The organism is Alteromonas sp. AO-Serp (assembly GCF_017849675.1).
Taxonomy (GTDB): Bacteria; Pseudomonadota; Gammaproteobacteria; order Enterobacterales; family Alteromonadaceae; genus Alteromonas; species Alteromonas macleodii.
This window is the reverse complement of the sequence record NZ_JAFLMX010000322.1, coordinates 1-22,863: the sequence shown is the minus strand read 5'-3', so window position 1 is coordinate 22,863 and position 22,863 is coordinate 1. Positions and strand designations below refer to the sequence as shown.

Sequence of the window (22,863 nt, the reverse complement as noted above, 5' to 3'; positions counted from 1 at the left end):
GTACTACAATGGCTACGCGGGAGAACCTACCAGCTTATCGTTCAAGCTTATGGTGGGGCGCTACGGTCAATTTCTGTATGCCATGTTTGAAGTCAGTGATGACGTACTGCTGTGGCGACAACCCAATAGTTTAAGCGTGGAGACTGGCGACCACTTACTTGTGGGCATGGAAACTCCACAGGGAGAATTAGCAAGGTATGTTGTCGCCCCTTATGAAAGTGGCTGGGTAAATGCGTACAAGCTTGCAGAAAACACAACGACAACTCGGGCGGTAGAGAACGCGCTCTCTATTCAAGGCCGATGGCAAGAGACTGCCACGGGCTACAACATTGAACTGCGCTTTCCGCTATCAATGACCACAGGCGGCTTAGCATTTTCAATTGTCGATGTGGACGACAGGGCAAGTCGATTGAAGCAGTACGCGTTAGGTACGGCGAATACAAAAGAGCTCGCTGAATTAGGTACTGTTATCACTCCTTCCCCTGAAATTGAGCGCATTCTGGCAGGTTTAAAATATGCCGATTCACGGGTTTGGGTTGTAGATAAGCACAAGCGGGTACTCGCCCGCGCTGGTGACATTCAATCGGCCACAGGCATTGAAGTAGATGAAAAAGAAACCTCTTCAAATACAATTTGGCACTGGGTTGAGAGTGAGTGGTTACTTCCACTTTATTATCAGATTCTTACGCGGCCACCTGCCGACTTTATTGACGAGCTAGACGATGCTTATGCATTGGTAGGGCAGGATTTAGGCACGGCGCTGAATGGCCAACCCGATTCACTATGGCGTTTGTCACCCGATAACAAAGCCATAGTACTCTCCGCTGCCTACCCAATTTTTATTGAAGGCAACGTAATGGGGGCGGTTATTGTAGAGCAAACCACCAATGGCATTCGTACTTTGCGTAACCGGGCATTAGAACAGCTCTTTCACGTGATTTTAGCAGTGATGACCATAGGTACATTAGGGTTACTGCTGTTCGCTACGCGAATTTCAAACCGCATTCGCTCCCTTCGCGATAACACCGAAGCGGTGATAGATGATAATGGCAAAATCATAGGAACCCTGCCGGTATCAAATCAGCGTGATGAAATTGGTGATTTATCCCGTTCATTTGCGGATGTGCTTTCGCGGTTACAGCAGTACAACTCCTATTTAGAAAACATGGCATCCCGCTTGTCTCACGAACTTAGAACGCCCATTGCCGTGGTAAAATCGTCGCTGGATATGCTGACTCAGGTGAATGACGCCGACCAACAAGCCGTTTTTGTTGAAAGGGCGCAATCAGGGGTGAACCGCCTAAGTACAATATTAAACAGTATGAGTGAAGCCACCCGATTAGAGCAGGCCATTCAACAAGAAGATTTAGAACCATTCGACTTAGTTAAGGTGATATCTGGGTGTATTGCTGGTTACGAACATGCCTATAGCCATCGACGCTTTAGTTTTACCCACAATGCTGATACTGCGCGCATACTTGGCTCCCCTGAACTTACGGCTCAAATGTTCGATAAAGTTATCGCTAACGCCGTAGATTTCAGTGAAAAAGAAAGTGAAATCCAAGTCAGTATTACGGTTAAGGACAAGCAAGCTGAGCTAACCATTAGTAATACCGGACCGCTCCTTCCAGAAGGAATGAGGTCTCAGTTGCTTCAGTCTATGGTGTCGGTGAGAAAAGAAAACGATGTGCAAAATGCCTCTTCACCGCACTTGGGGCTAGGGCTTTACATTGCCAACATCATAATGACCTTCCACAAAGGTCAGTTATCTTTATTCAATCGGAAGGATAGTACAGGTGTAGTCGTCAGCGCACGCTTTCCTTTGATGTAAATGAATGAAAAAAACGTCCAACTCGGTCTATAGTTAGAGTCTAATAAACTTTGCTACATAGATAGCGAAAGCCGAGCACATACCTCATACCAGTCTGCATAGGTTATTATCTATACGGATTGGTATTGAATAGGCTATACGTAGTCATATGCTTTCGTGTCAACAAAGGACGCATAGCGCTTTGCCTTTCTGTCAAAGGCTAAAGCCATTATAAAGAATGAATTACAATGCAAAAAAACAACACGTTATTGATTAAATCCATGTCATTTGCGCTTTCTATTTTCTTTACTTCTCATCGAAGGGCGAGCATGTTCAACATAACTAGTTTTATCACAGGTACATTCACATCGAGCGCTCTCTTACTAGCCGGCGCTACCCTTTCATGGGCACATGCCGCTGATACATCCTTATCAGCAACGCCAACCATTTCGATATACGTTAGCGACGCCAATGGGGAGCCTGTGAAAGATATGGTGTTAACCCTAACGCCTAACTTTACGCTTGCATCAACGCCACAGCGTGAAGAAGAGCCCGCCATAATGAATCAAATCGATAAACAATTTGCGCCTCACGTGCTTGTTGTTCAATCAGGCACAGATATTTCGTTTCCAAACGCAGATAATCTTTTTCATCACGTGTATTCTTTTTCGCCTACAAAACAGTTTGAGCTAAAACTCTATAAAGAGTTTACCGCTGAACCGCTTCGCTTTGAGCAAGCTGGTATTGTAGATATTGGCTGCAATATTCACGACTGGATGCTGGGCTATATTGTGGTAACCGACAGTCCATTTTTCGCAAAAACCGATGAAGAAGGCGTAATGAATGTTTCACTTCCGGTAGGCGAGTACAGTGTTATGACCTGGCACCCGCAGCAACCTGATGTGAAACTATTTAACAGCGCAACATTGCATATCACCAACTCACAAGAATACAAATTTGTTCTTGATGCAGTTTTCAGTGACGATGACTTCGACGAAGGATTTGGCGATTATTAATGCGTAATGTCTTTGCCTTAACCGTCTGTTTGCTTTGCACGAGTTTAACACTTCAGGTTCACGGAGAAACCAAGGCCCTAGTAAGAACAAGCTTTGTGGCAAAAGATGATTCGCGGAGCTTTCAGCAAATGGGGGCCGGCCATCAGCGTTATGAAAGTAACGGTATACAGCTCTCTCATGCTGTAGTAATAGCTGACTTTATGTTAGCGGATAGTTGGTCGGCAGTTGGCGTCATCAATGGTTATAGCGATGGGGATCAAAAGGTTGGATTTTCCGAGCTTTATTTAAAATATCGCCCGTTAGTCGCATCCAGCATAAAGCCTGAAGTAAAAATAGGGGCATTTTTTCCCGCTCTCTCAGCGGAAAATACCGACGCGGGTTGGTTATCGCCTCATTTTCTGAGTAACTCAGCAATTAATAGTTGGGTGGGTGAAGAACTAAGAACGGGCGGCATCGAAGTAAGTCTACGACAAAATGGCAGGCAAATAAGAAGCCACTGGTCATGGAAAGTATTAGGCAGCGTATTCAAAGGTAACGATTCCACCGGCACTCTGCTTTCTTGGCGAGGGTTTGCCCTTCACGACAGGCAGTCCGTTTATAATGATCGCGTAAACTTCCTCCCCATTCCCGGCGTCGTCGATGAAGATAAGTTAAACGCACCGGCATGGAATGAACCCTTCAGGGAAATTGACAATCGGTTTGGGTACTACGTAGGAGCTCACTTAGCCTATGCTAGAAAGGCCGAGTTGCGTTATTACTATTACGACAATAATGCAGACCCGAACATTGTTGACCCAGACCGCATTTATGCCTGGCATACGCGCTTTCATTCATTAACACTGCGATATTTACCACGACCTGAGTTAACGGTGTTTTCTCAAGTGCTAATAGGTGACACTTTGATGGGGGAGCATATCGTAGACAACGATTTTTCCAGTGCGTATATCGGTGCGGCATACAACCTAAAGCAATTAGGCTGGGAAGATTTAACTTTAGCCATGCGTGGGGACTGGTATCAGGTGGTAGATAACGATGATGTTATGTATGACCCGAATGGAAGCAGAGGTAACGCCTTTACCGTTAGCGTAAGGTACGACATTACCTCTTATTTATCCGTTAGCACAGAGTGGCAATTAAATTCAGGGCATCAGGAGAATTTGCGTTTTTTCCAATCCGACGAGGACTATAGAGAGCAACTATTTCAACTGGCATTCACTGTAACTCTGTAGCGACGCGACTGGTGTTCGTCCTACCCTTTGGCCACTTCAATTAAATCAAATTTTGTTTCGCTGTCACCTTTCACCATCACCTGACACTGTCCCCAAGAGTTTGGAATTTGCCAGACATGCGCTTCGGCAACCGTGAATTTTTCTCGATGAGTATCACAACGGACTTCAACGGTATCAAGTTGGCCTTGGATGTTGCCAAAAGCAAACTTACTTCGCACAAGAGTATGGAACCAATTCCCATCACTTCCTATCGTTACGGGCACGGTTAAGTTTTGCTCAGATGCAATAGATTCTTCAATCTGACTAATTAGCGGCGCGATCTCGCCAATACGCGTTTCTTGCGCTTCCATGTCTTGAAGTGTGGTGTAGGATTTTAATGCTTCTGCATAATACCCACGCTGAGCATCGAGTATGATTTTTCTTTGAAGGGCGTATGCCACATAATCTTCATCAAACACCATGTTATTGAAGCGCTTACTACCGTTGCTGGCAAGTAATCGCGTTAGGCTTTGCGCTTCCCTCTCTACGTCACCTTGTTTGCTCGCTATATGAGACTCCAAGTTTAGCAACCACGTATTTTCATAGCGGTTTAGCGTATCCCAGCCTAAAAGCTCTTTAAGTGCTCCATCAGCCGCATCAACATCACCCGCATTAAAGCGCTCTTCTGCGTCTTTATAAGCTTTAATAAATTTGCGTGTGGCACCGCTTTTTCCGCTTATAGCGAAATCCATTTGGACTGCTTGATGACACTGCTGGGTAGGTTCGCCATCTTTGATCGCGGGGTTATATTGCCATTTCTTAACCGCTGACAGTGCACTGCGTTTGAACGAAGGGCTTCCAAAGAAGTCTTCTACAACAGGGTCTTTCACTCTGCCTTCTTCGTCGATAACGTAGCTTAGCCTAACCCAACCTTCTCGGCCTTTTCTAATGGCTTGAGATGGGTATCTAGGATCGACACGTTTCAAAGGCGTCGCTGGTGTAAATGCGCTTATGCGCTCTACTTCATCAGCTTTCGATTCTGCGAGCGCTTTTTCTTCAAGATCATCACATGGGATACTCAGTTCCTGTGCAGCTGCACTTGCCGTGAAACCTGTCGCGAGCAAAGCCGCTAAAACGAGCGATGGTTGGGTTCGCTTAACAATATTTTCGTGGGCTGAATATTCTGTTCTTACTGCTTTTTTCCATAAATCCTGTTTCATATTTATCATCCTTAATAATGGCTAAACATTACGAGTGAATTGGCGCTAATTCTATTTTTTAGACGAGCTCTCAAGCGACGCATCGGGTACGTTTTTGATCATCATTTGCTCTTTGCGTTTCATCATCATCTTGGCAAGCCTACGCATGCTCACCGTGGTGTCTTTTTCATCTACGATATCGACACCTAGCAAGCGTTCGAGCAGGTCTTCTAGCGTAAGCACTCCTTCTAAACCGCCGTACTCGTCAACCACCAGTAACATATGCACGTGCTTATTGATGAAGTGCTCGAAAGTGACTGACAGCGGCATAGTGTTTAACACGGTAACCATATCTTTTGCGTATTCAGAAAGCGGCTTATCAGTGTTACCTCTGGCTTGTGCTACCAATAAATCAGAACGCATCACAAAGCCGGTAATGTTTTCTGAGTCGCTGTCTTCAAACACAGGGATACGAGAAAATTCTATATTGGCGTGCTTGTGGAAAAAGCCTTCTACCGTCATCGACTCCGACACTTTAAATAGCGCCGTGCGGTGGGTAATCGCATCTTTCACTTTCAGCTCGTGCAAACTTAACAAGCTTTGCAGAAACGCCGCTTCGTGATTTGCTAGCTGACCTTCTTGCCCCGACAACTCTGCCATGGCGTGTAGCTCACTGCGGCTTAACCCGCGAAGTGGACTGTCTTCTTTAAAGCCTTTCGTCATTAGCTCAGACATTTTAACGAACGGCATAAGTACAATTGAAAGGTATTTAAGAAAATATGCGGTTACTGGCGCTAGTGTTCGCCAATAGGTTGCACCAAGTGTTTTAGGGATAATCTCAGAAAAAATAAGAATAAGGAGTGTAAGGACTGCTGAAATAACGCCTAGATAGGCGTCACCAAATACTGCTGCCGCTTGCGCACCTGCCCCGGCAGCCCCCATAGTATGAGCAATAGTGTTCAGCGTTAATATTGCTGATAAAGGCGTATTTATATTATCGGTTTGTTTACGTAGTAGCGCACCACTGGCTTTGCCCTCTTTCTCTAACACAGAGATATAAGCGGACGAAACACTCAGAATCACAGCCTCTGCAATGGAGCACAAAAAAGAAAAGCCCAGTGCAATGAAGACGTACACAATAAGTAAAAGCATGTAGTTATTCCAAGCGTCCTTGTAGGTTTAAACGCGTTTTAATTTTAATAAGTTGAACGACTATTATGGATAATAGAGCGGGATATACAAGCGCTCTATGAATATCATTTGAGCGCTTTATTATGAAAGGCATCCGCTGGGCTACTGTTAGCCGCAGCACGCCGAATGTCGCTCTTGGTTATGACGGTGTTGCTGCAGCTTTTTCAGACCCAGCCTTAACATTAACCCCGCCAATAAAATTGCGCATAGCCCATAAATCACCTGAACGTCTGCACCGTGCTCATGAACATGGCTTTGCGTTTTGATCATAGAGGCTAAAGAAAACGAAGCTACTAGGTAGTTCAGTGCGTAACCAAAACCAATACTCGCAGAGATAACACTGAAAAGGTAAAGCACTAACGTTCGCGTGCCCATTTCTTGTTTGATCATTCCCATCGTTGATACGTTAGTGGCGGGTCCCGCCATTAAAAATACTAAAACAGCGCCGGGCGATAGCCCCGCCGCAAGAAACCCAACCGCGAGTGGCGTTGATGCTGTAGCACATATGTACATAGGAATGCCGATTAGCGCCATCACTAGCATGGCGACCACGCCATCACCCCATTGCGTTAAAAAGTCGGTGGGTACCCACGTTTTAATTGCCGCGGCAAGTGCTAATCCAATTAATAACCATATCACAATGTCTTCAAGTAACTTGCCACTGGCATATGAAAGCACGCTTGTGATTTTCGAAGGCGATGACTCGTGTTTGGGCTTGTCTGTGCTTTCGTGGTTATGAGCATGTGTTTTTTCGCTTGCACAACAGGACGTGCTGGCCTGTATTTGCGGCTCTGGTTTAGGTGCTTGCTTTGAACCACAGCACGATGACCGCGTCACGTCAGATTGTCGTTGTTGAGCCTCTTCTGCTTCTGCGAAAAAACGCACCATCAATCCAGCATAAACAGCGCTTGTAATGGCCGCGATGGGTCTGACAATGGCATACAACGGTCCAAGCAATGCGTAGGACACAGAAACACTGTCTACGCCAGTCTCGGGCGTAGACACTAAAAACGAGATAGTGGAAGATTTAGATGCACCGCTACGCCTAAGCCCAAGTGCCGCTGGGATAACGCCGCAAGAGCACAGAGGTAAAGGCGCACCAATAACCGCGGCCTTTGTAATTGAGCCAAACGATGAGCTGCCCATGTGCTTTTCCAAAAACGAAACGGGTACCAATTCGTGCATGATACCCGCCACCAGCAAACCGAGAAGTAACCAAGGCGCGGATTCAACGAAAAGTGCTAGGAAATTTTGTCCAAGTAAAATGATATCTGACACAAAGCCTCACAGGTTATTTTGTTGAAAGGTCACGTTGAAGAACGCGGCTTTTGACAACAAAAATAACGGTGTTTTAGAACGGCAAGTATAATAACAGATATGCTGTATGACAGAAAATCAGCAAAACTGATTAACCTGATTTATGCGAGTGCGTTTTGCTTTTAAAGGAAAGAAAAATGGCCAGTACAAATGCACTGGCCGAATGTTGACTGTCTCGAAAGTGTAATTTTAAACCACGAGGTCAACCATGAAAGTTTTTGTCGCTAGTGACTTATCCGTTGGCTTGCTCTTTTTTAAGCTTCGATTCCTTTTTGAGTTTTGACACCACAGAAAAAGCTTCAAGCATAACAAGCACAGACACAATAAGTACTACTGCGTCTAAGAATACCAATAGATAGTTACCTTCAACGTAGTATTCTTTAAGTTTAATAAGCCCAGCAAAGAAGGCCATAATCAGTACAAACACCATTGGAATCAGCGTATATTTCGCTGGTCGACCTAATTTAATCAGCATAACCGAGATTACTAACAGGGTTAAACTGGCTAGTATCTGGTTAGTAGAACCGAATAACGGCCAAATAATCATACCGCCACTGCCTGACGCACCACCTGCACCGAAGGCCAGCAATAAACAACATCCAACAGCTACGAGCGTTGCAACCACGCCGTTCTTAAGTGCACCAATTGAATAGATATCGCCCCATTCTTGGATTATGTAGCGCTGCAGACGCACGCCCGAATCCATGGTGGTGCCAGCAAATAGAACAACCATTACCGCAAGGATCGTTGACGAGAAATCTACCGGCAACCCCCAACCCTGCTGAATTAGGTTCGCACCACCAGTGATAAATGCACCCACGCTACCCGCACCCAAGTGGCTGTATACTTCGTGCCATTCTTCTGGAGAAGCTGCAAACGCAACGCCGCTTACAGCGACAATGGTAATAAGTGCTAGTGAGCCTTCACCGACCGCGCCTAGATAACCAACAAAGCGTGCATCGGTCTCTTTGTCTAGCTGCTTAGAGCTGGTACCTGAAGACACAATACCGTGGAAACCAGAAACAGCGCCACACGCAATAGTAACGAACAACAGCGGGATTAGACTTGGAGAATCGACAGCGGTTTGAGCGTTAAACGCTGGCGCCGTGATATCCGGCATAGCAAAGAACACAGCACCATAAAGCAGGAACAAGCCAACAAGTAACTGCATACCGTTAATGAAATCACGAGGCTGTAACAGCATCCAAACTGGTAACAGCGATGCAATAGCGGCGTAAATAAATAAGATAATGATCCAGTTTGCTTTATCTGCTAAACCAAACATGGTTTCCGGCAGACTTAGTGGGATATAACTGCCCGCATACACCGATGCGTAAAGCACAATAATCCCCACAATACATAAGGGTATGAGGCTGAAATTACGTTTAAGCAATTGACCTATGACTAATGCAACTGCGATTGCCATCCAAGCTGGGAATACCGCATTGGGTTGGGAGACAAAAGAGTTCGCGATAACCACGCCAAATACCGCATTAACCATTAAGAGTACTAGGAAGATCACTATCATAAATAGTGAACGAGAGCGTTTTCCGATGACGGTCTCAGACAGCGCGCCCATTGATTTGCCTTTGTGGCGTGCGCTGGCCCATAAGGCGCCCATATCGTGCACACCGGCAAATAATATCGTACCGAACACAACCCAAAGTACCGCAGGAACCCATCCCCAGTAGACAGCAATAGCTGGACCTACGATGGGTGCTGCCCCCGCCACGGAGGTGAAATGGTGCCCCCACAATACAACTTTATTGGTGGGAACATAGTCCACCCCATCTTTCATTGTATGGGCTGGTGTTACAAAACTATCATCCAACTTAAATATACGGCTCGCAATAAACTTCGAATATACGAACCAGCCGAGCAACATTCCGATGATGCCCAGTATAACAATGGCAATAGACTGCATACTGTCGTCCTAATTTGTTTTATCGACAGGCCCTAGGGTCTATTGTTCTTTGGTGTACGAATTTTGGTTTAAACGTACAACAAAGGTCAGCAGCCCCTAGCCTGTTGATTTTCTTATTTTCAGTTCAAACATTACACCAATTATCGGTGGCGAAAGGTCATACCTGAATAAGAAAACACCTATTTAAGGTATGCCCAACGTACTGTTGCGCATATTTAAACATGCGACAAGGCAAGGGCCTGACACATTAGACTAAAGTCTAACTCAAAGTTTGGGATTTAGCTGTAAGGCTTTTGAGGTTTATTAGCGATGATTCAGCGGTGAAACAGGAAAGCGTAAAACAGACATTAGTTGCCTGCTGTTCTCCACATTAGTAAAGGTCGCGGTGATAACGTCCTTCGTCAGCTAACGCATTGTAGGCTTGCGCTTCAAGTATGGACTGCAAAGCCATGTCAACGCCTTGGCCCATTCCCTCAAAATGCCCACATACGTATACTTGTCCGGTATCGCCTAAGAAGGATTTGACCTCATCTCGCTGCTCAACAAGACGCTGTTGAACATAACCACCACCTTTCTGTCGGGAGAAAATAACTGACTTTTTAAAAATACAGTCACTATTCTGGAAAGGCGATAGCGTTTTATCAAGCACATCATCTTGCATGGGATGACGTTCGCCAAAAAATATCCAAACTGGCCCAGCGTTCTCAAGCAATGCGCGTTTTGCAAGCTGAGCTCGTACCCCCGCAATGCCGCTACCCGCAGCAATTAATAACAATGGGCACTGAGTATTAGTAATAATAGCGCTGGTATTTTTTCGAATGTAGGCCTGTACTGGCTGAGATACAGGTAAAGAACGGGTAAGTAATCCAGAACCTAGCCCAAGTTGTCCGTTGTCTTTAACCAGCTGTCGAACTACAAGCTTTACGTCGTGTTCTTGTGGTACCGACGCAATGGTGTAGCTTCGGCTTACAATCGGTGACTGCCCTTGCTGAGGAATAAGGACTTCCAACACGTCTCCCGCTTCCCATTGTTCATGTAATCCTTGTGTATGATTAGAATGGTCAACGTTCAAAGACAAGCCGAACAGGCCTGGCGACGCTGGGTTTGAAGGTTTGCTCTCAGAGTGGTCAGAGGGTTCGTTTGAAGTCTCGCCAGAAGCTAGACTTATTTCATTTAATTGAACCCGATTTTTCAGTGTGAAAGCATGGGTGGGGTGCTGTTCATCCTGTGGCAACGAACCAAGCAAAGACAAATGCTCACCTTTCCCTGAATCTAATGTCGTTAGCGGAGAAAGCGCACGTGCTCCTAGTGCACTGATATTATCAAACAACGTGACTGCGAATTGGCAAAACGCGGCGTATTGCTTATCGCCTAATCCCACCACTTCAAAAGACAGATGGGAAAGGTAATCAGATTGATTCGACGACGCTTTTTTTAGCGCTTTACTAAAGGTTCTACCCGCATCAGGGGGTTCGCCTTCACCGTAGGTACTCACAACAAAAATGACTTTCGACACACTACTTAACGTGTTGAGTTTCAAAGATGCCATGGACACTACCGACGTTTGCTCTTGCTGTGATAGCGCCGCGGCCTTTGCGCGGGCAATTTTTTCGGCCGTACCGGTTTGGCTTGCGTATACGACAAGGGTCTCCTCGCCTGATACTGCATAGTTGTATTGCTTTCGATATTTAAAAAATAACACCGCTACCCACAGCATATACAGGCCAATGCTTACTATTGCTATGAGTAGACGGTGTGTTTCTGTCATGTGCTTAACTTTTATGCCGTTGTATTAAAATAGCTAGAAACTTAAGAGGCTGTTGCTCTGTGAGTATTCAAAGAACGTTTACAGCCCCTAGCTGCGCAATAACGTGCGGTTATTACAGCGGAAGTACTTCAAATGTGCCTGAGTAGCTACCGTTACGAGACGTTGCAGGCTTTTGCGCTTTATCGTCTTCATAGCCAATTTCTACAAAGTACATACCGGCTTGCGGCCATGTAATTTCAATCTGACCATTTTTGTCAGACGTGACTTTAATCGTTTCCTGATCATTTCTGTAGCGCATACCACCGCGCACAACTTCCACCTCGGCGCCAACCGCAGGCTCACCGTCAATAAGTAACTTGAACGTTGCCGTTTCGGTGGCGAATAAATCATTAGGGTGAGTCACTGGCACTAGCTCCAAACCCACGTTATCAGGCGTGAACACCTTGTTCGATGGCGCACCAAGAGTAACAAACGTTTCTACGCGGCGAGAGCTTTGCATTACGCGAAGATCTTTTGCTTTCTTAGGCACGGCTGTTGCGAACTCTTCCGGCTTATATTCTTCACCACGGCCGGGCCACATCTTGCGCTTGCCTTCTTCATCTCGCCAAAATGCGCGAATGCCATTGCTGGCAGACGTCAGTTTGTATGTACCTTCTTTGTTTAATTTCAAATCAAACGTGGTTCGGTACTTACCGCGTGCCATATTTTCTACGTCTACGGCTTCACCCTCTGGCGATTGAACCACTAAGTTACTGGCATTCATTGCGAAGTGGTCAGGGTGAAAAATAGTATTTGAAATAGCGGCATCAAACGTCACGTAAGCTTCTTCACCTGATAGTACGGTAGAGCTTGGAAGTAACCACGCGCGATGCGCACTGGCTGAAAATGACACGGCAAGTGTTGCTGCTAGCGCAATGGCTGAAGCTTTTACTGATAGTTTTTTCATAATGTCCTCTTATTGGATCTCTACTGAGTGAGCGTTGAATTAGCGCCTCAGTAGATTAGTCTTCCAGACGCAGTACTACACGCCCAAGTTCTGAATTTCCTTTCACCTCTACCGGTAGTGACGCAGCAGATAGCGGTAATGAAAATGGCAGAGATAGTACTTCTCTTCCGCCTACTTCTCGTGATGCCTCAACGCTAAGCGTGTAATCGCCCTCTGGCAGTTCTGCTAACGCTTTATTTAGCTGCGAATCAAGGCTGTAATCGCCTGGGCCTTTTGTTGCACTGGTAAGTCCGTCATAAGGCAAATCAAGGCTTCGTCCACCACGACGCCACCATTGGCGCAAGTCTTTAAGCCACTCTTTCCCTTTGTCTTCACGCATTTCAACGTCGTACCATACGGCGACTTGAGTAGCCTTGCGTTTACTGTCTTCAATCCACACGGCAAGATAAGGTTTGTGATATTCAGCCACATCAAGTTGCGGTAAGGCCACGTCAAGTTTGGCTTGGCTTGCAGCGTGAATAGCGCCAGAGGCAAATGTCATACTTAATAAAGTCGATGCGATAACTGCGCCTTTTCGCATTTTCATGTAAACACTCCTTAAAATTGTGTAGGTAAGTGCCACCAGCGTCGCGCTAGTGCACAAACAGTAAAATAATGACAAACGGGATGAGCACACCGAGCGTAGTAATGGGCCAAGTAGACGCGCGCGTTTTCGAGTGACGCATTAATAGTTGCAGCCCAGTTACGCTAAAAATAATGCAGGCAACAGCGAAGATATCGATAAACCAGCGCCAGGCATTTCCCGTGTTCCGCCCTTTATGCAGGTCATTGAAATAAGATATCCATCCTCTATCAACGTTTTCATAAGTTACTGTGCCAAGTTCAGCATCTACTGCTATCCAACTGTCAGCACCGGGTCCAGGCCAAGCGGCATAAAATTCAATACCATCCCACTCTCCCGTCACCGATGAAGGTAGTGAAATACCCTCTTGCGACTGCATAAACGCGACGAGTTCGCTTGGAATGGCTATGTCACCGGTGTCCAGAGAAACCAATTGTTCGACAACCAACGGTGGTAAGCTTGATTCAGCTGACGTTACAGTTCTGTTCGCTGGAATGTCTGCAGCGTGATTTAGCGTAATCCCCGTTAGGGCAAATAACATCATCCCGACCAGACAGACTGCGCCACTAATCCAGTGCCATTGGCGGATGCCGCCTAAAGAAAAACTCATAATTTCGTTGCTAACTCTCTGTACTACTCGGTGATATTGATTAATTCAACGGGCTAGATAATACAGATATTTCCACCCTTTCCAATGTAAATGAGATTTATTCTCATTATTGTGTTTTTTGCTCAACAACCTTTAAGTATTGCTTCACTTTTCGCGTAAACGAGGCCCCCAAAAAGCGACAAGCAATAGGTAATTACACACCACGGTGTAAAGGGTAGGTAAATAGGTAAACGTTGCTGAAACCATCACGCTTGCAAGCTGTAAAAGCCCTATCCATACCACCACGCCAATTTCGGTCTTCCACACGTCTATGCAGTTCATGAGGCTTATTGCCATAAGCAAATACGCCAAACTATGAAGCACAATTAAAAGTAGTGGTGAAGGTGTACTGGTTAGTCGAGTGATACCTGCATGCTTCTTGTTGCCAAGCGAGAGTAGTAAGAAACTCAAATAAGTAAGCACAAATGCGAACACCACATCCAGAATGATACTCATATTAATGCCTCGCTGTTGTCACCTTGCGGCTTATCTTGGCGAGTTCTGTCTTTTCGCTTAGGTGACGGAGTACTGCTCACCCGTTTTGCTTTCACGGCTTTGGCTTTTTTGACGTGGTAAGCAGCATAGCCGAGTACTGCCGCAAGTGTTATGCACATAAGGTCAAAACCCACTCTCAGGCTATCACCATTTGCAACCGCGAAATCTAAGCCTGTTGCTGAGGTGAGGTGGTCAAGCAAAGGTACAAGCGCAAACAACACTGCTGCAAAGCCAAGTTGAATTACCCACCCTTTTTTGTCTCGCCAAATAAACCCTGCAACCACACACACCAGCCATATTGCGAAAAACACCTTAATTTCCCATAAGCTTCGAGACGTTAGATCAGCAGGAAGTAGTCTATTTACCCAAAAGTAGCCACCGGTCGCACACATTAATCCTGCAATGCAGCCTATATTACTGCCTCTGACCAATTCAAAACCAAACTCTCCAAGCTGCTGCTTTGCCCGTTTCACTACCCACAAAACAGAGCCCGTTCCCACCATAATGGTACCCAGAATACCGGCAAAAAATAGTAACCAGCGAGTAAGGGTATCGGCGAAGCGCGCTTGATGTAGCATATCCAAATAGTTATACGTCGCCTGACTGGCGTTAGCGGCTACTGAGGCTGGGCGCTCGTTAATGACTTCGCCTTGTGCGTTAAATACCAGCGCACTACTTCCTCCACGCCCCGCACTTAACTGCGTTCTGTTGTTCCCACTTAGCGTAAACTGAGCGTTAGCTTTACCCGGGTGAGTAATAGATAGGCTTTCAACCGGCACCTGCCATGTATTTTCGGCATGAGCAATCATCGAAGAGATGGGTAAGGCCAATAAGGCATTAATGTCTGGTGAAGCTAGATTTTGCTGCTGCGCATTCTGGCGTATTTCTGTACCTTGAGGACGGTGCCGCACGCGCTCCTCGCTGTTAAAAGGCAATAGCGTGGCGCCTAATAGAATCAAACCAGAAAAGGTGATCATGATATGAAATGGTAGTGCTAATACCGCACTTATGGCGTGCCCATCTATCCAGCTCAGCAGCTTCTTCTTTGGCCTGAACATAAAGAAATCGGCAAAGATTTTTCTGTGCATGATGACGCCGCTGATAATAGCAACAAACATCATCATACTGACTACGCCTACTATCCAGCGTCCAACGGTTCTGTCTATGCCGTATAACTCGAAATGAAAACGATAAAGGAAGTTGCCACCGGCCGTTTCCCTTACTTTTATCTCTTCACCCGTGGACGGGTTCAACATGACCCGTGGACCTCGACGACGCTCGTTACCTGCATTAGCGTCGCGCCACGACAAGTCGAGTGTATTCGAGCGCGCATCTGGTAGTGAGAGTTGCCATTCACTTGCATTGGGCGCATTGATCGCAAGATAACGTAAACCGTGCTCTAGCGCCTTTTCGCTGGGTACTGCGGCGTGTTGTTCTGGCTGCATCCAATAGGTTATTTCGGTTCTAAAAAACGACAGCGTACCGGTAAAAAAAATCGCAAAGAGTAACCAACCAACAAGTATCGAGCTCCAAGTATGAAGCCACGTCATAGACTTTCTGACATTCCCTTTCATGTTAAAGCCCTGTACTGATTGAATAAAGACATAAGGCTAACGCAGAGAGCGCTGTCATTATGATGGACGCCTTTTTCGTCGTATCAAAGATGAACGTAAAAAGGATGAAGGTGCAGTAAACACAAAAGAACAGCATTCTTACCAGCACTTCGTGCTCTCGTCCGTCAGCCCCTATAAAATTGGCGATAGCACTGCTTAGCCACGCTGAAAAAGCGTAGCCCAGTGCCACAGCAATCAGCATTCTAAGTGCGACATCCAATCGGTCACGATTTATGGCGACGCGGTTCACCGTTTGGCTTTTCATATTGTGTTCTTCACTAGGTTTTCTAGTGACTGGATGTTGCCAAGTAAATCAGAACGGGATGGGTACGATTTATAGACTTGTCGTAAAAGCGTAAGTGCATCTTGGTACTGACGCTGATCTATGGCAATTTGCGCACGCCCGAGCATGGCGCGCTGTTTAACGTCGGCGAGTGACTCAGCTCGTAGATAGGTCATTTTGGCACGTTCGACGTTGTTCTGTTGACGATAAAGTGAAGCAAGAGACAACAGCGCCTCACCATTGTCAGGGGCGTCAGCAATGGCTTTGGTTAAAAGGGAAATTGCCGTTTTGCTTTGCCCTTTGCCCATAGCCAACTGAGCTTTAAGTACATTAAGCGTAGCTGCTTGAGAGGTCGTGAGCTTTTTCACATTGTTGTCGGCAGCTTGCGTTAATTTACCTAAATCAGACCACTGCTCATTAGCCGCTAAGTAAGCCGCTATTTTGGAGTAAGCGTCGAAGCCTTCCCCATCTTTGTCGGTAATGAAAGTCTTCGCATGGGTAGCCAGTATGTCTGCTGCGCGCCGCGGACTGCCGTCAGAAACGTGCAATTTGGCCACTGAAATCAAGTTCGACAGCGAGCGGTCACCCAAAGAAAGGGCAGTCTCTAAGCTGCTCAGCGCCTTTACCATGTCACCCTGCTTTAACGCTATTTGTCCCCGTTGGAGCCAAAGCTGCTGATTACTTTCATCATCTACCAACATTTCGCTTAGCAAGCTTTCCGCCTGTGCAAGTGCATTACTTTCAATAAGCGCGAACAATAAGCCTTGATACCATTGCTTGTTTTCAGGTTCGAGCATTAACGCATTTTGATAAGCACCAATAGCGGTGACAGGTTTGCCAAGCTGAACATTGGTATAGGCTAGCTGCCCGAAAAGTTGGGCATCTTGAATACCTAGCTCTACGCTTTTAGTTAAATGAGTGCGTGCTTTGGCCAATTTATCTGTCATTAAATACGCCATGCTCAAACTTCTGTGCGCCGATGGAAGGTTTGGCATAGCGTCTATAACGTCCAACAGCACTTTTTCGGCAAGTGAGTAGTTTTTCTCATTCAATAGCACTTGTCCGTAAAGCTCACGCAAGCGTGGACTAAATTGAGAAATATCCTGGGTTGCAAATGCGCTGGCAACGTTTGAATAATTGCCTGCTTGCAAGTCGGCCTGAATGCGCCCGATAAACTCACCTTCTTCACGGGATATACGTTCACGATGATCATCTCTATGATGCTGACGCATGACAAACTGCCAATCGGGTTCTTCCAATTCCACCGTTATTTTCGCACTTACTGGCTTAACAAAAGCCAGCGCGCTCACTACACAGCTGAGGACAGTTACGGCTGTAATCTTGTTTAACATTGTCTCAATCAACCTCTAAATTCTTTAGCTTCTATTTCGCTTTATTGCGCTAAACCAAGCCTTTATAAAGCTTCTATTAGGCCTCTATAACTACGGGCCAAATAAAACGCGCCTTCACCGCTTCATCCTCTTTGTAGGGCGATGTAAATTTGCTGGCTTTAACAAAACGCATTATTTCTTTATTGAGCTCGTGATGCGGGTTCTCGACAATATCCATCAGCTTTACGTTGCCGTGTTCGTCAATAATGACGTCGAGCTTTACAATCACCCGCTTGATACCTTGCTTTTTAAGTCGCTTGGGGAAACGTATTTTGACCGGAGTCAGCAAGGTAGGCTTTGAATCCAGTTCGCTTAGCCCAAAGGCGTCCAATTCAATATCAGGCATATCCCATTGGGTTTGGGTCACTTTGACATTTGGCATGTCGGGCTTTGGCACTTGAATATCTGGCTCAACACTCAAATCCGCCATGGTCATGGCTGCGCCACTACCCTCTACCTGCATAACAAGTTCAGTCTCTTCCACTACATTTTGCGTTTTAGGGGGCGGCGGTGGTGGAGGCGTTACCGCAATGTCTAACTTGCGCACAACCATAGTGTCGGGCTGCAGATTAGACAAAAAGTGCCCTAGCCACATAACTCCAAGCGCACTAACGAGCACCGCACCGCTAAGTAGAGAAGGTTGAAGATTGTATTTCATTGAATTTTGCCTCGTTCGCTATGGCTTCAAAGTGGCGATATTTACCGTGTCGGCACCCGCCAGTTTGGCTTCATCTATGACTTCTACCAGTAATTCAGAGCGAACGGCTTTATCTACCTGAATGACTACTGGGCGTTGTTCTTTCATCAACAATTGTTCAACAGTAGAGCGCACGCCGCTCACGCCGATATTGGCACTGTCATACACCACTTCACCGGTTCGGGTAATTGCCAGCATAATGGCCATTTGATCGAGCTTTTGTGCTGATATTGCCTGTGGTTTATCTACCTCTACCCCAGTCTCTTTTACAAACACTGTTGAAACGATAAAGAAAATTAAAAGTATAAAAACCACGTCTAGTAGCGGAGACATATCAATGCCTTGCGCTTGCTGGTTTTCAAGGCGTCGCTGTAATCGACTTGCCATGTTTACGCCTCCCTTGCTACGGCGCGCTTTACCGCACCATTAACAAACATCAACAAAAGCCAGCCAGGAATAGCCAAGGTTAAGCCAAGCTGAGTAGTAAAAAGTGCATCGGCAATGCCACCAGTGACGACTTGACTATCGACACCTAACGACATCATTCCGGTGAAACTCACTTGTAGGCCTGCAATTGTTCCTAGCAGGCCCATCAAGGGAAGAGCACTAACCAGTACGGCAGGTACCATTTCTCGCTTTGTAAGCTCTTTCTCTCCATCACGCACTTGGGCTATCTCTTTGCGTGTAGTAAACAACACAAAGATTTGCTGGTAAGCAAACCATGCCACCAGCAGCATTAACCAACACAATGCATTCCCCGCTAGCTGTTCAATCATTAGCTTGCGCTCGCTTGCTGTTGACCATCACTCTTTTGGTCGCTTTTCTCAGCAACGTCAGGCTCGTCATTGCTAAGTACAAGCGCGAAACTTTCGAGCTCTTCGTAGTAATGTCGCGCTTTGCGAGAGAGTACGGCATTTAGAATTAATGCCGGTATGGCCACAACTAAGCCTAACTCTGTCGTAACCAAGGCTTTAGCGATCCCGCCAGAAATAACTTCGGGGTCGCTTGAACCGAATGCCGTCATCATTCTAAAGGTTTCAATCATGCCGCTTACCGTACCTAGAAGACCTAGCAAGGGTGCAACGGCAGCAGTTACAGCAATGGTGCCGTTGTATTTTTCTAGCTTGATTTTGTCTTGCTGGAGTGCAGAAAACAGCTCATCGTCGCGTTCAGTTGGCGTGCTTGCACGCTTAGTTATGTCATACAGCTCGCGCTGCATGCCATCAAAGAAGCCCACACCTGAACTGCCCACCATGTTCACCAGAGCTTTGCCTGACGCTACTTGCTTAACCTTCGGTAAGCGCCATAGCTGAATAACTTTAAACAGTGCGATAAGCGTAGCGAGAAGGGCAAACAAAACGATAGGGATCACCCACACTCCGCCTTTCACAACATGTTCAATTACCCCTTCTGACGCTTGCTCGCGCGTTGCTGCGCGGCCAAGGGTAGGATCTATTTTAATGCTGCCATTGCCGCTGCTTGCCAAGCTTGCAAGGCTTTCGGTATCCGTATCTGAAAAAGTGGACGTAGAGGTAAACAGGTCTTGCTTACGCTCTGCCGTACCCGCAACGTTTTGTGCTTGCGCCAGATACCACGTCACCGGGCCAAGAGTAAGCACTTTTGCTTGGGTCACTTCGCCATTCGCCAGTACAACCTTTCCTGCACTGAAATTAGGGGTTTGTTGATTGGCAAACTCTTTCGCTTTTTCACCCACTTTCTGGACTTTGTCAGACAAGCTCATTTCGCTTAATGACAGACTGTCTACACCAGTTTGAAGCAGGAAACGGCTCAACAAATTTTGTTGGAACTCTTGTTGCTCGCTCCAGCTCGATAGGCGATTTTCTAACTGTGAAAGACTAAGGGTTCTTTCGTCCATTTTACGGCGAGCTACCGTGGTTTCATTGCGCAGTTTCATTACCTGCTGTTCAAGCGCACGCAATTCATTAGCCAGCGCTACCCGCTCTTTACTAATTTTGCTTTCGGTGCGATCCAGACGCGCTTTCGCGTCTTTAATATTGGCCAGCATGCTATCTTCAGGCGCTGCCACTGCCGGTACACAAACCACAGCTGCGCACAAAGCAACACATGCTGCGATGAGAGAGGATCTCAACATTGGATTAAATGTTGTGAGGACGTGAGATAAGCATTTCATTCGCCTTCTCCTTTAGCCAGTGTAAGTGGTAAAGAAACAAAGTCAGGTTCATGCTTTTTCTCAAAAATAGCGACGGCAAGGGCCACCGATTCGCTATCTACATTGTCACTGAATTGCCACTGCCACTCGCCATTTTTAACGCGACCGGCCCCCTGATATTGACCATCGGCGTTGGTAAACCACGCATAGCTGCTGCCAACAAAGAACTGCTTAACTAATACATCTTTGTCATCGGGAGCACGCATTACGGTTTCGTTAACCAGAAGCTTGCTATTGAATTGCGCAAGGGATGAAAGTTTTGCAAGGGTAACCTGAAGCTTATTTGACGTGTCGGCGTCAGCCGCTAATTCGGCTTGCTCTTTATCCCACGTCTGGCGAATAATTTCAGGAAGCGACGAGTAAAGGCTGTCTACTTGCCCTATTACTCCAGTCAATGCACGCTCTACCCCACCCTGTTGTGCTTCAAGCTCACTTTGCTCAGAAAGCAGTGCTTCTCGCTGGGCTTCTACGTCGGTGGTTGCAGCCTTACTTTCGTCAATCATACTCTGCAGCTGAGTACGTTCAGCTTTAAGCAGTTGAATACGCTGACGCAATGCAGGCTCTGATTCACGCCACTCGTTTTCTAGCTTTTGCGTCTGGCGCTCAATGCTAATCCACTTTTCAGTGAGCCCGTCGATATCGCTGGCTTTTGTTGCTGCCATCACAATACCTGATGAGGCCACGGCAAGTGATACCAGTACAAAAGAAAGCGCTGCACTTCTTTTAACTTTCATTCAAATCCCTTACATCTCTTGGCTGAATTAATGAGATTGCCGGCACGTCGATATCGCTATCGAGGCCGGCATTTTTAATGTCTTGTTACTGCTTGCTAAGTATTAGAACTGGTAAGTAGCAGACAACAAGAAGCTTCTTTCTGGTTCATTGAAAGTATTCGCCCCTGCGTTAGATGCTTGTGTACCTTCACGCTTAACGCTTTCGTTAAACAAGTTCTTAACCGACACGTTGAAGCTTAAGTTTTCGTCGAACGCGTAAATGGCGTTAATGTTGGTGATGGTATAGGCTTCGCGATCATCAGCTTCGATAACGGCGCCCGAATTAACGCTGGCCGTAGGGCTTTCTGTCTCACCGTAATGTTGAGCGCTAAGCACAAGCTCAAGTGCATCGGTGGCTTGCCAGCTTATTAGCGAGTTCACTGTGTAGTCAGGAACGATAGATAATGGCTGGCCAGTAGATTTATCTTCTGACTCAAGCATCACGGTAAAGTTGGTCGACCACTCAATAGTGCTGGTTACAGGGAACAACAAGTTACCTTCAAGGCCAGAAATAACCGCTTCAGGAACGTTAAACCACTGGAATACCTGAACGTTTGCCTCGCCACCTTCTTCGCCAGGTAACACATACTCTGGCGGTACATTACCGGTGCCAATTTTGTCTTTATAGTCGTTGTGGAAGTAAGTAATACCCGCGTTCAAACCCTCTTCGTTGGTGTAGTTAACACCAATTTCTTTGTTTACTGAGGTTTCGTGCTCTAGGTCAGGGTTTCCTAGAATGTGACACCCGCCACCTAGGTTAGAGAAGTCAACTGGGCAACCATTACCTCGGGTGTAGTACACGTAGTTAGGATTTAATTGATAGAGATTTGGTGCTTTAAAAGCACGGCTAATACCACCTTGAACCACAATATTAGGCGATGCCTGCCATGATGCATTCAAGCTCGGGCTAAGGTTTGTACCCGCTTTGCTGTGATCATCAAAACGTAGTCCAGGCGTAAGCGTGATTGAATCCGTTAGCATGATGTTGTCTTCAACATACACACCTACAAGCGTGGCGTCGGTTTCAGATGGACGATTTTCTGGGTCAGTCTCTACACCAGGAATAGTGCCGTCATCAACCACATTCAGAGAAAGCTGATTGCTAACTGAATCGTCTAGGGTCTCTTTGCGGTATTCCGCACCAAACGTTGCGGTTTGATTGAAGCCGCCTAACGTTAAAGGCACATTCCACTCGGTCTTTGCGGTAATGTTCTCTAATTTGATGGTGGTCATCTCAAGGCTATTAATGCGACCTTCACCACCACCTGCAGAGCCTTCACCTAAACGGCTGTTAGACGTGCTTTCGTATTGAACGTAGCTAAATGAATCGCCGAAATCGTACTCACCATTGTGAGTAACGCCGAACGTACGACGGTGCATCACCAGCGTTTCTTCACCAATTAGGCTCTGAGCATCAGTTTCTGCCAGGTCTTCTGGTTCAGGAATAATAACGTTGCCGTTTTCGTCAACAGGGTAGCTTACGCCCTGAAATGCGTTGTCACCAGCATAGCGGTTACCTTGGCGGCTATAGGCTGCTTCAAAATCCCAGCGATTAATATCGTCTTGGTCGAATCGAACCAAGGTACGCACGTCGATGTTTTCAACACCTTCACGCCCTGCCCCTACATTTTTGGATGTACCTCCGCGACCCGTTGTTACGTCTGTTGAATCTAGATTCACGCGTGGGTCGTCAGCGTCTTGTTCGTTGTAGTTAACAATGGTGCGGTGTGAGAAACGCTCAGATAACGGTGCACTTGTTACTAGGTTAAA

At 46.4% G+C, this 22,863-nt stretch carries 21 protein-coding genes; 3 read left to right on the top strand and 18 right to left on the bottom strand.

What is annotated here, in order from left to right:
• The 3 genes from pdsS to QVA83_RS20355 all read left to right on the top strand — a co-directional run.
• A partial coding sequence (gene pdsS, locus QVA83_RS20365) for a proteobacterial dedicated sortase system histidine kinase (RefSeq protein ID WP_287498892.1) occupies positions 1-1,831 on the top strand: 1,831 nt, incomplete at its 5' end.
• 308 nt (positions 1,832-2,139) lie between these two features.
• On the top strand, positions 2,140-2,826 hold the full coding sequence (locus QVA83_RS20360; protein WP_231514334.1) for a methylamine utilization protein: 687 nt from the start codon (positions 2,140-2,142) through the stop codon (positions 2,824-2,826).
• 95 nt (positions 2,827-2,921) lie between these two features.
• On the top strand, positions 2,922-4,055 hold the full coding sequence (locus tag QVA83_RS20355; protein WP_231514335.1) for an outer membrane beta-barrel protein: 1,134 nt from the start codon (positions 2,922-2,924) through the stop codon (positions 4,053-4,055).
• Positions 4,056-4,075: 20 nt separating this feature from the next.
• On the opposite strand, the gene QVA83_RS20350 is transcribed toward QVA83_RS20355, so the two are convergent.
• The 18 genes from QVA83_RS20350 to QVA83_RS20265 form a co-directional block, all read right to left on the bottom strand.
• Positions 4,076-5,254, bottom strand: a complete 1,179-nt coding sequence (locus QVA83_RS20350) for an energy transducer TonB (RefSeq protein WP_049588989.1) — start codon at positions 5,252-5,254, stop codon at positions 4,076-4,078.
• Positions 5,255-5,305: 51 nt separating this feature from the next.
• Entirely contained in the window at positions 5,306-6,385 is a 1,080-nt protein-coding gene (locus QVA83_RS20345) for a CNNM domain-containing protein (RefSeq protein ID WP_014951013.1), read from the bottom strand.
• Positions 6,386-6,532: 147 nt separating this feature from the next.
• The gene (locus QVA83_RS20340) at positions 6,533-7,702 is read right to left on the bottom strand and encodes an SO_0444 family Cu/Zn efflux transporter (protein WP_156080662.1); all 1,170 of its coding nucleotides are present in this window, start codon (positions 7,700-7,702) and stop codon (positions 6,533-6,535) included.
• A 271-nt stretch (positions 7,703-7,973) separates the two neighbouring features.
• Positions 7,974-9,665 (bottom strand): carbon starvation CstA family protein, encoded by a 1,692-nt coding sequence (locus QVA83_RS20335; protein WP_014951015.1) that lies wholly within the window; start codon positions 9,663-9,665, stop codon positions 7,974-7,976.
• A 370-nt stretch (positions 9,666-10,035) separates the two neighbouring features.
• Positions 10,036-11,433 (bottom strand): flavodoxin domain-containing protein, encoded by a 1,398-nt coding sequence (locus QVA83_RS20330; RefSeq protein WP_049589004.1) that lies wholly within the window; start codon positions 11,431-11,433, stop codon positions 10,036-10,038.
• A 112-nt stretch (positions 11,434-11,545) separates the two neighbouring features.
• Positions 11,546-12,379, bottom strand: a complete 834-nt coding sequence (locus tag QVA83_RS20325) for a DUF4198 domain-containing protein (protein WP_014951017.1) — start codon at positions 12,377-12,379, stop codon at positions 11,546-11,548.
• 55 nt (positions 12,380-12,434) lie between these two features.
• Positions 12,435-12,965 (bottom strand): DUF2271 domain-containing protein, encoded by a 531-nt coding sequence (locus QVA83_RS20320; protein WP_049589005.1) that lies wholly within the window; start codon positions 12,963-12,965, stop codon positions 12,435-12,437.
• Positions 12,966-13,011: 46 nt separating this feature from the next.
• The gene (locus QVA83_RS20315; protein ID WP_039227019.1) at positions 13,012-13,611 is read right to left on the bottom strand and encodes a PepSY-associated TM helix domain-containing protein; all 600 of its coding nucleotides are present in this window, start codon (positions 13,609-13,611) and stop codon (positions 13,012-13,014) included.
• A 144-nt stretch (positions 13,612-13,755) separates the two neighbouring features.
• Positions 13,756-14,106 (bottom strand): DUF3325 domain-containing protein, encoded by a 351-nt coding sequence (locus QVA83_RS20310; protein WP_014951019.1) that lies wholly within the window; start codon positions 14,104-14,106, stop codon positions 13,756-13,758.
• Complete coding sequence (locus tag QVA83_RS20305) at positions 14,103-15,719, bottom strand: PepSY-associated TM helix domain-containing protein (RefSeq protein WP_287498891.1); 1,617 nt, start codon at positions 15,717-15,719, stop codon at positions 14,103-14,105. Before QVA83_RS20305 ends, QVA83_RS20310 begins: the two co-directional genes overlap by 4 nt.
• Position 15,720: 1 nt before the next feature.
• Positions 15,721-16,023: a hypothetical protein gene (locus QVA83_RS20300; protein ID WP_287498890.1), complete on the bottom strand. Its 303-nt coding sequence runs from the start codon at positions 16,021-16,023 to the stop codon at positions 15,721-15,723.
• Complete coding sequence (locus tag QVA83_RS20295; RefSeq protein WP_014951022.1) at positions 16,020-17,393, bottom strand: tetratricopeptide repeat protein; 1,374 nt, start codon at positions 17,391-17,393, stop codon at positions 16,020-16,022. Before QVA83_RS20295 ends, QVA83_RS20300 begins: the two co-directional genes overlap by 4 nt.
• A 76-nt stretch (positions 17,394-17,469) precedes the next feature.
• Positions 17,470-18,090 (bottom strand): energy transducer TonB, encoded by a 621-nt coding sequence (locus tag QVA83_RS20290; RefSeq protein WP_014977608.1) that lies wholly within the window; start codon positions 18,088-18,090, stop codon positions 17,470-17,472.
• 18 nt (positions 18,091-18,108) lie between these two features.
• Positions 18,109-18,516: an ExbD/TolR family protein gene (locus QVA83_RS20285; protein WP_014951024.1), complete on the bottom strand. Its 408-nt coding sequence runs from the start codon at positions 18,514-18,516 to the stop codon at positions 18,109-18,111.
• Between the two features lie 2 nt (positions 18,517-18,518).
• The gene (locus tag QVA83_RS20280) at positions 18,519-18,905 is read right to left on the bottom strand and encodes a MotA/TolQ/ExbB proton channel family protein (RefSeq protein ID WP_014951025.1); all 387 of its coding nucleotides are present in this window, start codon (positions 18,903-18,905) and stop codon (positions 18,519-18,521) included.
• Complete coding sequence (locus tag QVA83_RS20275) at positions 18,905-20,281, bottom strand: MotA/TolQ/ExbB proton channel family protein (RefSeq protein WP_287498889.1); 1,377 nt, start codon at positions 20,279-20,281, stop codon at positions 18,905-18,907. The genes QVA83_RS20280 and QVA83_RS20275 overlap by 1 nt, the downstream gene beginning before the upstream one ends.
• Positions 20,278-21,054 (bottom strand): DUF3450 family protein, encoded by a 777-nt coding sequence (locus tag QVA83_RS20270; RefSeq protein WP_039234921.1) that lies wholly within the window; start codon positions 21,052-21,054, stop codon positions 20,278-20,280. Before QVA83_RS20270 ends, QVA83_RS20275 begins: the two co-directional genes overlap by 4 nt.
• A gap of 102 nt (positions 21,055-21,156) precedes the next feature.
• Positions 21,157-22,863 (bottom strand): FepA family TonB-dependent siderophore receptor (locus tag QVA83_RS20265; RefSeq protein WP_287498888.1); only part of this gene is annotated, 1,707 nt, incomplete at its 5' end.

Excerpts from the sequence above, each read along its gene's own strand:
- QVA83_RS20325 (WP_014951017.1), bottom strand. The coding sequence starts at position 12,379 with ATGAAAAAACTATCAGTAAAAGCTTCAGCCATTGCGCTAGCAGCAACA.
- QVA83_RS20285 (WP_014951024.1), bottom strand. The coding sequence starts at position 18,516 with ATGGCAAGTCGATTACAGCGACGCCTTGAAAACCAGCAAGCGCAAGGC.
- QVA83_RS20290 (WP_014977608.1), bottom strand. The coding sequence starts at position 18,090 with ATGAAATACAATCTTCAACCTTCTCTACTTAGCGGTGCGGTGCTCGTT.
- QVA83_RS20335 (WP_014951015.1), bottom strand. The coding sequence starts at position 9,665 with ATGCAGTCTATTGCCATTGTTATACTGGGCATCATCGGAATGTTGCTC.
- QVA83_RS20360 (WP_231514334.1), top strand. The coding sequence starts at position 2,140 with ATGTTCAACATAACTAGTTTTATCACAGGTACATTCACATCGAGCGCT.
- QVA83_RS20315 (WP_039227019.1), bottom strand. The coding sequence starts at position 13,611 with ATGAGTTTTTCTTTAGGCGGCATCCGCCAATGGCACTGGATTAGTGGC.
- QVA83_RS20310 (WP_014951019.1), bottom strand. The coding sequence starts at position 14,106 with ATGAGTATCATTCTGGATGTGGTGTTCGCATTTGTGCTTACTTATTTG.
- QVA83_RS20300 (WP_287498890.1), bottom strand. The coding sequence starts at position 16,023 with ATGAAAAGCCAAACGGTGAACCGCGTCGCCATAAATCGTGACCGATTG.
- QVA83_RS20345 (WP_014951013.1), bottom strand. The coding sequence starts at position 6,385 with ATGCTTTTACTTATTGTGTACGTCTTCATTGCACTGGGCTTTTCTTTT.
- QVA83_RS20305 (WP_287498891.1), bottom strand. The coding sequence starts at position 15,719 with ATGAAAGGGAATGTCAGAAAGTCTATGACGTGGCTTCATACTTGGAGC.
- QVA83_RS20330 (WP_049589004.1), bottom strand. The coding sequence starts at position 11,433 with ATGACAGAAACACACCGTCTACTCATAGCAATAGTAAGCATTGGCCTG.
- QVA83_RS20275 (WP_287498889.1), bottom strand. The coding sequence starts at position 20,281 with ATGAAATGCTTATCTCACGTCCTCACAACATTTAATCCAATGTTGAGA.
- QVA83_RS20350 (WP_049588989.1), bottom strand. The coding sequence starts at position 5,254 with ATGAAACAGGATTTATGGAAAAAAGCAGTAAGAACAGAATATTCAGCC.
- QVA83_RS20295 (WP_014951022.1), bottom strand. The coding sequence starts at position 17,393 with ATGTTAAACAAGATTACAGCCGTAACTGTCCTCAGCTGTGTAGTGAGC.
- QVA83_RS20270 (WP_039234921.1), bottom strand. The coding sequence starts at position 21,054 with ATGAAAGTTAAAAGAAGTGCAGCGCTTTCTTTTGTACTGGTATCACTT.
- QVA83_RS20280 (WP_014951025.1), bottom strand. The coding sequence starts at position 18,905 with ATGATTGAACAGCTAGCGGGGAATGCATTGTGTTGGTTAATGCTGCTG.
- QVA83_RS20320 (WP_049589005.1), bottom strand. The coding sequence starts at position 12,965 with ATGAAAATGCGAAAAGGCGCAGTTATCGCATCGACTTTATTAAGTATG.